The following is an 8,855-nucleotide window of genomic DNA, read 5'->3' on the forward strand; positions in this document are numbered from 1 at the left end:
CGATGATCGTAAAAAAGTGGTTTCTACCTCTTTATTGTCAATCGCAGCCACGACCTTTTTGTTTATGGTCATGGCGTTATTGCTTCAAAAAGGCATTGCCCAGGCATCGGGGATCAATCCTGAATACCTGAGATTTGCAATTTTGATATTGACGTTGGACGCTTTGGTCATTATTCCGTTTGCTTGGTTGCGTGCCACGGAAAAGCCAATGCGCTACGCTGTAGTGAAAATATTGACTGTGGTCGTTAACTTGGGTCTTAATGTGTTTTTCCTATACTTTCTCCCAAAGATGGCAGTTATTGGCCCTGTCGGTTTATGGGGGCGAATGTATACCCCCGACTTTCAAATATACTACATATTCCTTGCGAACTTGATTGCGAGTGCCTTAACCCTGCTATTGATGCTTAAATTATACGTCAAGACCAAGTATGTATTCGATAAAATAGTTTGGAAAAAAATGTTAAAATATGCCCTCCCTGTTCTAGTAGCCGGCGTGGCCTTTACCATAAATGAGGTTTTTGACAGGATTTTATTGGAACGATTATTACCGGTCGATGTGGCCGATAGTCAGGTGGGTATGTATTCCGCTTGTTATAAACTCGCCCTGTTCATGACATTGTTTGCGACCGCGTTTCGCATGGGCATAGAACCTTTCTTTTTCAGCCATTCAAATACGGCCAACCCACAAAGGGAATATGCCCAGATAACCAACTATTTTGTGGTATTGGGAAGTATCATTTTATTGGGGGTGGTGGTTTTTGCAGATGTGCTAAAGGAGCTGTTCGTAAGGGATCCCAAGTATTGGGAGGCCATGAATATTGTACCGATTATCGTACTTGCCAGTTTTTTCTTGGGAATATACCACAACCTTTCGGTTTGGTACAAAATTACCGATAGAACCAAAATAGGCGCCTATATCTCCATAATCGGCGCGATTATAACCATTGTTATAAATTTTGTATTTATTCCCTATTTTGGGTATATGGCTTCCGCAGTGGCCACGCTTTTGGCTTATGGCAGTATGATGATGCTATCGTTTGTATTTGGCCGAATGTATTATCCCATCCCATACAACTTTAGGAAAATCTCCTTTTACCTTGTAATCTCGATCCTTTTCTCGGCCTTGTCGTTTTACGTTTTTGACCGTAATTTGTTCTTTGGCATTCCCGTATTGCTTTTGTTTTTAGGGGTGGTTTACAAACTTGAAAATGATAACCTTCGAAAAATATTCTTAAAGAAATGAAGATAAAGATCATCAACACATCGGACCATGGCTTGCCCCATTATGAAACCTTGGCTTCGGCGGGGATGGATTTAAGGGCCAAGACTTCCGAACCGATCATTTTACGACCCTTGGAGCGAACCATTGTCAAGACCGGATTATATATTGAACTACCGATCGGCCTTGAGGCCCAGGTACGTCCTAGGAGCGGCTTGGCGGCCAAAAAAGGAATCACGGTACTCAATGCCCCCGGAACGGTAGATGCGGACTATCGCGGCGAGATAGGCGTCATTTTGATCAATCTGTCCAACGAACCCTTTACCATCGAAAATGGGGAACGCATTGCGCAATTGGTCATAGCCAAGCACGAAAGGGCGGAATGGAACGAAGTCGATCGGTTATCCGATACCTCCAGGGGTGCTGGGGGTTTTGGCAGTACGGGGACAAAGTAAAAAAGGAGGTCCCTGACGTTATAGTACCCAATTCACATTCAAGGAATGTACGTTAAGGGTGTTTTAACAAAAAAGTTGGAAGCTCTGGAATACTTATTGATAAATTTAACCCGTTAATCCATTAATAGAATATCTCAAGATCCAAAAATGAAAAACGTGTTGGTCATACTCTTTTTTTCATTACTGGCCTTTCCGTTTCAGGGAAGTGCGCAGGTACGGGAAATGGATGTTGATGAAAGTGCAGAGGTGTTTTTGGAGGACTATTCCGATGTCTTTCAAGAGAATTTCTTTGAAGCCTTGAAACAAAAGGGAATCGAGAATTATGACAAGGCCATTAACCTGCTATTGGAATGTAAATTGATCGATGGGACCAATACCGTGGTCGACCATGAATTGGCCAAGGTGTATCTAGAAGAGAAGCAATATGCCGTAGCGCAGGATTATGCCATTGCCGCCGTAGTCTCAGAACCTGAAAACCTATGGTATCTGAACACCTTGGTGACCGCTATTGAAATGCAAGGCAGTTCCCTGGATCAAATGGACATTAATATACCCCTCGAAAACAATAAGTTTAAGGAAAACCTCGCCCTGATTTATTTTAGGCAAAAGAATTTTGAAAAAGCGCTGACGATGCTATCAGGAACCAGGAATTCCCAATTCACTAAGAATCTATCGGCCAAAATCAAGGATTCCATCGAGAAAGAAGCGGTTCGGGAACATAGGGAGGATGTGGTTATCGATAAAGAACAATCAGCCAATCCCATCGAAGAATTCAAGGTGCGTTTGGCGGACTTAATGGTAACGAAAGAATATACCAAGTTGGCCGAGTTAAGCGGGGAAGCCATGGAAGATTATCCCGCGCAACCTTACTTTTATTATGTAAATGGTTATGCTTTGAACAGAACAGGAAACTATACGGGTGCCATAGAGGTTTTGGAAGCTGCTTTGGACTATATGTTGGATGATGTGCCGCTTGAGAACAAGATATATCAAGAATTGGTCGATGCGCATACGGCCATGAACAATTCTTCGAAGGCAAATATGTATCTTCGTATGATAAAACCCGGGTTTTAGACTATGGCTACCGTATTTAGATGGGCACGATGCAGTGTTTTTGTGCTTTTTGTACTTTCTTGTAAGTCCAATAAAATCGTTACCGATGGCACGGTCAAGGAAAACATGTCCGCAAGGTCCGTCATCCGCATACATTATCAAAATCAGATCAACTTCAAGACCTTGAGTGGTAAAATGAAGCTCGGGTATTTCGATGGGGAATCCACTAAAAGTGTAACCGTCAGCCTTCGCATTCAAAAAGACAAGGCTATTTGGATGAGTGCGCCCTTAGGCGTGGTAAAAGCCTATATTACACCCAATAGGGTCTCGTTTTACAATAAACTACAGAATGAATATTTCGATGGTGATTTCTCCTATTTAAGCGAGATTTTGGGTACGGAACTCGATTTCGGAAAATTGCAGAATATACTTTTGGGGCAGGCCCTGTTCGATTTAAGGAACGAAAAATATGAGGTTTCCTTTGATGCAACCGATTATATTCTGAAACCAAAAAAACCTTTGGCCCTGTTCAAAATCCTCTATAGGATCGAACCTGATAATTATATGATCTCCAACCAGCAATTGTCCCAGCCTTTAAAACAACGTATGTTGGATATTACCTATAAAAATTATCAGAAGATCAATAACAGGATTTTGCCCAATGAGATAGTGATCACGGCGATGGAAGGCGATTCTGAAAATAGCATCGAAATCGATTATCGAAGTATCGAGTTCAACCGTACTTTGAACTTCCCATATAAAATACCGAAAGGTTTTAAAAAGATAGACATAAAAACCGATGCCTTGTAGACGCAACATAGTTGTACATTTCCTATTGATCGTGGCTTTACTGTCGATCCAGACGTTTTATGCCCAGACCAATGAGCAAAAGGCCCTTGAAGTGAAAAGGGAACAACTGCAAAAAGAAATAAGCGAAATAAACCGCCTATTGTTTGCTGAAAAAAGGGAGAAAGGCAATGTGTTGGACGAGATGGAGGCTTTGGACAAAAAAATCAATGTACGCCAGCAATTAATACGAGTCACAAACCAACAATCTAACTTGTTGAACCGACAGATCAATGCGAATATTCGTAATATCTCAAAGTTACGGGAGGATCTTAAAGCATTGAAAGAAGAGTATGCCACCATGATACGAAAGTCATATCAGAATAAGTCGCAGCAAAGTAGGTTGATGTTCCTCCTATCCTCAGAGAATTTTTACCAAGCTTTTAAGCGTATGCAGTATATGAAACAATATACGCAGTACCGTAAGGAACAGGGTGAAAAGATCATTAGCAAGACCGATGAGCTTACCCAATTGAATGTGGACCTTTCCAACCAACGCAAGGAAAAAGACCAATTAATAGCGACGAACAATAGGGCCAAAGCCCAATTAATGCAAGAAATGAGGTCGCAAAAGGATCTCTTGGGAAGCATTCGTAAAAATGAAAGTAAGTATGCCTCGGCAATCGATAAGAAAAAAAGGGAAGCCCGTAAAATCGATCAACAGATCGAAAAGTTGATACGCAGTGCCATTGCAGCCTCGAATAAAGAGGCAGGGGCCGGTAAATCCATAAAGGTGTCTTCGACAAAATTTCTATTGACCCCTGAGGCGACTTTGGTCGCGAATAATTTTTCCGCGAATAAGGGGAAACTTATATGGCCCGTGGAAAAAGGGATAAAAAGCCAAGGTTTCGGAATCTATAACGACCCTGTTTATCCGGGAATAAAACATCAAAGCAATGGCGTAATCATAACTACGGACGAAGGTGCCACGGCCAGGGCCATTTTTGAGGGGGAGGTCATTGCGATACTTTCGGTCCCAGGGGGTAATAAAGGGGTTCAGATAAAACATGGAAACTATATCAGCACCTATTATAACCTATCGGACCTCTATGTGAAAAAAGGGGACAAGGTAGGCATCAAGGCAGAGCTGGGTAAAATATATACCAATCGGTCTAATGGCCAAACACGCCTAAAATTCTATCTTTATCAAGATACATCCCGTTTAAATCCCGAAGAATGGGTGTACCAATTATAACCTTTTATTATGACTGCAATACGTAAAAAAATTACCGACCTGCAAGGAACCTTTGAATTACATAATGGTATAAAGATGCCGTATTTGGGATTGGGGGTTTATTTGTCCGAAGATGGACAGGAAGTCATCAATGCGGTAAAATGGGCCATCGAAGCGGGCTATAGGCATATCGATACGGCCTCAATTTATGAGAATGAGAAAGGGGTGGGCAAAGGTATTAAGCAAAGCGGAATCAACAGGGAGGCCCTTTTTGTGGTCAGTAAGGTCTGGAATGCCGACCAAGGGTTTGAAAGTACCCTCAAGGCCTTTAATGATAGCCTGAAGCGGTTGGATTTGGAATATCTCGATTTGTATTTGATCCATTGGCCGGTTAACGGAAAATATAAGGAAACCTGGCGTGCCTTGGAGCAGTTGTACGGTGAAAAGAAAGTACGGGCCATTGGGGTCAGTAATTTTTTAAAACACCATTTAGAGGATTTATTGCAAACTGTAAAGATAGTACCCATGGTCAATCAAATGGAGTTTCATCCGTATTTGGTGCAACAGGAATTGGTCGATTATTGCAATACCCACCAAATACAGTATGAAGCTTGGTCACCGCTCATGCAGGGCCACATCTTTGAATTGGACAGTATAAAGCAAATGGGGCAAAAATATGGCAAATCACCGGCCCAGGTGGTCTTACGCTGGAATCTTCAAAAAGGGGTGGTCACCATACCCAAATCGGTCAAGAAAGAACGCATTATAGCAAATGCCGAACTCTTTGATTTTGAATTGTCAAAAGCCGATATGGCCTATTTGAACGGACTCGATAAAAGTAAAAGATTCGGACCTGATCCCGATACATTCGACTTTTAGACTTCACATATAATTTCAATGTAATGGGTTCTTGATCCTATTACAGCTTGATAATCACCCATATGGGTGTTTTCTAACTGTTTTATTATGTCAATCTTTGGTAGCGTAATCATTAATACAGGGAAACACCATGGAAAATGCATTCATATTAGAACAGGAAAATCAAATGGCGATCAGTACCGAAAAGGTAAAGGGTCTAAGGTCAAAAAGAAGAAAATCCCTGGTCGCCATCAAGCCTTTGTTCCTTTATTTCCCCTTTCTGGGCACGTGTTTGGCATTGGCCTACGGTGAAATTTATTTATGGTCAATTTTGCTGTTTATATGTGGGAACTGTGCGTTTTTATGGGGTTATATAATAAACCAAACTTCCGAAATTGAGATTTCTTTAGATACTATGCCCAGTATAGACCAAGAACAGCTTGAAGGCCAGTTATATGAGCGCTCCATAAGAAATACATAGCATTCATCCAATAAATCTCCCCCGATATGAAAAAGTACAACCATCAGAATGCCATGATCAAATTGGCGGTGCAAGAGGACGTTGCTTTAAATATGGCATTGAAAGGACTGCTTGAAATTGATTCATTGCTGTCGAAACCGTTGCCCGAACCGACATTCATAAACAAAAGAAGGTCGTTTATACAGTTTTTAAAAAATATAGCCGATTTATTTGCTATTTTTTAAATATATGAATGACTGTGAAACACAGCCGTATGACATGGTAAAAAGCAATACAAGGGTTCTTTTTAAAATTCTGTATAACAATCACATGTTACGAAGCGGCCTGCGCATTGCTTTCTTCTTTATCTTCACTCCTCTCGCCTTATGGTCACAAGATGTGCGCTTAGATAGTATAGATAAACTATTATCCAAAGACCTGCCAACGGTGCAACTTACGGAGCTTTTACTGTTGGCTGCGGAAACCTCCCTAATACAGGACAGTACCGTTTACAAAACCAAATCGTATACCTCCGAATTGAGGACCTTACTTGGCGTGAATAGCGACAGTGCATTGTTGATAAGGGCCCTTAAATTGGATGCCCATGCCGATAGAATTTCAGGAAACTATATTCGGAGTATTGAACAGTTCGAAATCTGTCATGATTACTTCAGCCGTACGGGAGATACCCTCAACTTGGCATTTACAGCCAATCAATTAGGGTCTATGAATGTTTTCATGGGGCAAAATGAAAAGGCTCAGCGATACCTTTTCGAAGTCTATAATGTATATAAGGCCCAAGGAAATAAACAAAAGTTGGCCCAGGCGACCAATGGCCTCGCTATTTATTACAACAATACCAATCAAGAGGATAAGGCCATTGAGCGTTATATAGAAGCCCTTAAGATGTTTCGTGAGCTGAAGGATACGATGGGGCAGGCGAATGTACATGCGAACTTGGGCATCACCTATACGGATAGGGGGGAATTCACAAAGGCGGAATATCATATAGGAATGCAAGGCAAGTTAGACTCCCTTTTAAATACGCAATGGGGCTTGGGTTTTTTCTTTGATTATTTGGGGTATCTCCGGGAAAAACAAGGCAGGTACCAAGAGGCGTATCAAAATCATTTGCAATCCCTTAAAATCAGGGAAAACCTATCGAGCCATTATAACATAACCGAAAGTAGGATCAGCTTGGCTGCGGTACTCATACGCTTGGGAAATTATGATGAGGCCATTGCGGAAGCCAACAAGGTTTTTGAAAATTATGAGGAAAGACAATCACTTCACCAACTACAAAGTTCTTATCAATTACTGTCAGAAGCTTTCGAGGCGAAAAAGGAGATTGTCCCGGCGCTGAAATACCATAAATTATACAAGAAAATCTCAGACTCGATCTTCAATACCGATTTGATCGAGACCATAACCGAAAAAGATGCCAAGTTCGAAAAGGTTCAAAAGGAAAGTGAGATTGCCATGTTGAACTTGAAAAACGAATCTTCGCAAAAGGTCATAGGGCAAAAAGACCGTACCATTCTCATTGGGGGTACGGGCTTTTTCTTTGTATCCCTGCTCTGTGTGGGGCTTTATTTTATAACCAGAAAGTACCTTAAACAAAAACAACAACTGGCACAGGCATTATCCGATAAGGACATCTTGCTGCGTGAGATTCATCACCGCGTGAAGAACAATTTACAATTGGTCAGTAGTTTGCTGACCTTACAGGGACGGAGTATAGATAGTAAATCTGCCCAAAAGGCCATTAACGAGGGAAGGAGCAGAATACGGTCCATGGCCTTGATCCACCAAGACCTTTATCAAAGGGAGAATATTACCTCGGTAAATACCCAACAGTATTTTAAGAATTTATGCCAAGAGCTTTTTACCACGTATTGCGTTTCAGAGGATAAGGTAGCTTTGGAGATGGCTATTGAGGATATTTCTGTTGATGTGGACACCTTGGTGCCCTTGGGGTTGATCACCAATGAAATCATCTCCAATAGCCTTAAATATGCTTTTCCAAAACATAAAAATGGGACTTTAAAGGTGGTGCTCAAAGGCCATAATGGTGGGCTCTACCTTATGGTTCGTGATAATGGTATAGGTTATGATCCAAATGATATTCCTGCCAACTCTTTTGGAACCCGATTGATCCATTCATTATCACAACAATTGGAGGCCGAGTTGATCATCAGTACAAAAAACGGAACTACAATTGAGGTCATAATGGATACCTTAAATACGGATAAAAATGAATGATGACAAAACAAGCGTGCTTATTATTGAGGATGAGGCCCTAATTGCCGAGGAAATAAGCTCTACGTTACATTTACTAGGGTATTCCGTCGCCGGAATCATTATGAATGGGGATCGTGCCTTGGATGCTATTGCTCACCTACAACCGAGTCTTATTCTATTGGATATTCATATTAGGGGAAGCCTCAATGGTATTGATTTGGCCCATATCATAAGAAAAAAACACGCATTGCCATTTTTATTCCTTACCGCATTTTCGGATAAGGACACCTTGGAAAAGGCAAAAAAAACAATGCCATATGGTTATATTTTAAAGCCATTCAACGAAACTACGATCAAAGTGAATCTGGAAATGGCCTTATTTAAGCATAATGCGGAGCAACAACGCAACTTACTTACCAAGAATTACATAGAAAAAAAGTACCAAACCCAGCTCTCGGAACGTGAATATGGTGTTTTGGAAGCTTTTGTAAAGGGCTTTACCTATAAAAAGACGGCAGAAAAATTTTGTATAAGTGTCAATACCGTGAA

10 protein-coding genes are annotated in these 8,855 nt (G+C 41.2%); all 10 read left to right on the forward strand.

Features of this window, described 5'->3' with window-relative positions:
- On the forward strand, positions 1–1,243 hold a 1,243-nt coding region (locus WBM98_RS09865; RefSeq protein ID WP_424365853.1), incomplete at its 5' end, for a lipopolysaccharide biosynthesis protein.
- The gene (dut, locus tag WBM98_RS09870; RefSeq protein ID WP_424365854.1) at positions 1,240–1,674 is read left to right on the forward strand and encodes a dUTP diphosphatase; all 435 of its coding nucleotides are present in this window, start codon (positions 1,240–1,242) and stop codon (positions 1,672–1,674) included. The genes WBM98_RS09865 and dut, both read left to right, overlap by 4 nt.
- Before the next feature lie 147 nt (positions 1,675–1,821).
- Complete coding sequence (locus tag WBM98_RS09875) at positions 1,822–2,748, forward strand: tetratricopeptide repeat protein (RefSeq protein ID WP_424365855.1); 927 nt, start codon at positions 1,822–1,824, stop codon at positions 2,746–2,748.
- A 3-nt stretch (positions 2,749–2,751) separates the two neighbouring features.
- Positions 2,752–3,537, forward strand: coding sequence for a DUF4292 domain-containing protein (locus WBM98_RS09880; protein WP_424365856.1), 786 nt, complete (start codon positions 2,752–2,754; stop codon positions 3,535–3,537).
- Complete coding sequence (locus WBM98_RS09885; protein WP_424365857.1) at positions 3,527–4,768, forward strand: murein hydrolase activator EnvC family protein; 1,242 nt, start codon at positions 3,527–3,529, stop codon at positions 4,766–4,768. Before WBM98_RS09880 ends, WBM98_RS09885 begins: the two co-directional genes overlap by 11 nt.
- Positions 4,769–4,777: 9 nt before the next feature.
- On the forward strand, positions 4,778–5,626 hold the full coding sequence (locus tag WBM98_RS09890) for an aldo/keto reductase (RefSeq protein WP_424365858.1): 849 nt from the start codon (positions 4,778–4,780) through the stop codon (positions 5,624–5,626).
- A 130-nt stretch (positions 5,627–5,756) separates the two neighbouring features.
- Positions 5,757–6,086: a hypothetical protein gene (locus WBM98_RS09895; protein ID WP_424365859.1), complete on the forward strand. Its 330-nt coding sequence runs from the start codon at positions 5,757–5,759 to the stop codon at positions 6,084–6,086.
- A gap of 26 nt (positions 6,087–6,112) precedes the next feature.
- Positions 6,113–6,310 carry a hypothetical protein gene (locus tag WBM98_RS09900; RefSeq protein ID WP_424365860.1) on the forward strand — a complete coding sequence of 66 codons (198 nt, stop codon included), beginning with the start codon at positions 6,113–6,115 and terminating at the stop codon, positions 6,308–6,310.
- An 85-nt stretch (positions 6,311–6,395) separates the two neighbouring features.
- Positions 6,396–8,327, forward strand: a complete 1,932-nt coding sequence (locus WBM98_RS09905; protein WP_424365861.1) for a histidine kinase dimerization/phosphoacceptor domain -containing protein — start codon at positions 6,396–6,398, stop codon at positions 8,325–8,327.
- The coding region (locus tag WBM98_RS09910; protein WP_424365862.1) for a response regulator at positions 8,320–8,855 on the forward strand (536 nt) is incomplete at its 3' end. The genes WBM98_RS09905 and WBM98_RS09910, both read left to right, overlap by 8 nt.

It is taken from the genome of Maribacter sp. (assembly GCF_049667165.1).
Lineage (GTDB): Bacteria > Bacteroidota > Bacteroidia > Flavobacteriales > Flavobacteriaceae > Maribacter_A.